Origin of the sequence: Curtobacterium sp. MCBA15_016 (assembly GCF_001865105.1) — a bacterium.
Taxonomy (GTDB): domain Bacteria; phylum Actinomycetota; class Actinomycetes; order Actinomycetales; family Microbacteriaceae; genus Curtobacterium.
Window position 1 is genome coordinate 2,859 of the sequence record NZ_MJGR01000053.1, and the last position, 918, is coordinate 3,776.

Consider the following 918-nt stretch of genomic DNA (forward strand, 5'->3'; position numbering starts at 1 on the left):
GTACGGCGACCGCAACCTCGACTGGGTGTTGGTCGGCGGCGGCCCGCGGGTGGTCGGCGACCGTGCCACCGACGTCGACGCCGACGAGGACCTGCCCGGGTTCGAACCCCGCTACCGCTCGTACGTCTCGGTCGTGATCCGGTCGGAGGAGTACTCGTTCGGCATGCTCACCGTGGACTCGCCGGCGCCGGACGCGTTCACCGACCTCGACGCCAAGTACGTCGCGCTGATGGCCTCGTTCATGGCCATCGCGTTCTCGCTCGCGACCCCGTTCCCGGACCGCGACCGCAACCGCAGGAAAGGCCCGTGATGCGCACACGATTTGTCGGACGCTCGACGTACCATCCCCACATGACCATCGTGACCCCCGAACCGAAGCCCTTCGGTCGGTCCCGGGTGTACACCCCGAACTGGACCGACGACACGACCGACGCCGACTACGAAGACCTCGAGGTCATCGCCGCGAACATCGAGCGGGAGCGGGTCGCTGCCCGCCGCCGCTTCGAGGCACGCCTCGCCGCTGCGCTCGCCCGCTGAACCAGCCCCGCGGCGCCGACGACCGGAGCGCTGCGTCCACCCGACCCGGGCGGACGCAGCGCTTCGTCACTCCGCGCTGACGTCGATCAGCACCTTGCCGACGGTGTCCTGCTCGACGGCGTCGTGCGCTGCCGCGGTGTCCTCCAGGGCGAACCGCACGAGCGGCAGGCCCGCGTCCTCGCCGACGGGGAGCACGCCGTCGCGCAGCGCCGCGGTGACGTCCTCGGCCGCTGCCGCGAGGGCCTCGTCGCCGATCGTGTACAGCAGCAGGAACTGGTAGCGGGCGTTGACGCTCATGTTCGGGCGGATCGGCAGGGTGGCCTCGTCGCCGCCGTTGTTCGCGTAGATCGACACCACGCCGTGGTTCGCCAGGACCTCGGC

2 protein-coding genes and 1 pseudogene are annotated in these 918 nt (G+C 70.9%); 2 read left to right on the forward strand and 1 reads right to left on the reverse strand.

What is annotated here, in order from left to right:
• Together BIV03_RS17040 and BIV03_RS17045 are read left to right on the forward strand one after the other, a co-directional pair.
• On the forward strand, positions 1–310 hold a 310-nt coding region (locus BIV03_RS17040), incomplete at its 5' end, for a GAF domain-containing protein (RefSeq protein ID WP_175475940.1).
• Positions 311–351: 41 nt separating this feature from the next.
• Positions 352–537 carry a hypothetical protein gene (locus BIV03_RS17045; protein ID WP_022907754.1) on the forward strand — a complete coding sequence of 62 codons (186 nt, stop codon included), beginning with the start codon at positions 352–354 and terminating at the stop codon, positions 535–537.
• A gap of 66 nt (positions 538–603) precedes the next feature.
• On the opposite strand, the pseudogene BIV03_RS17050 reads toward BIV03_RS17045, so the two are convergent.
• Positions 604–918, reverse strand: a pseudogene (locus tag BIV03_RS17050) (NADPH:quinone reductase); the annotation flags it as partial.

Excerpts from the sequence above, each read along its gene's own strand:
- BIV03_RS17045 (WP_022907754.1), top strand. The coding sequence starts at position 352 with ATGACCATCGTGACCCCCGAACCGAAGCCCTTCGGTCGGTCCCGGGTG.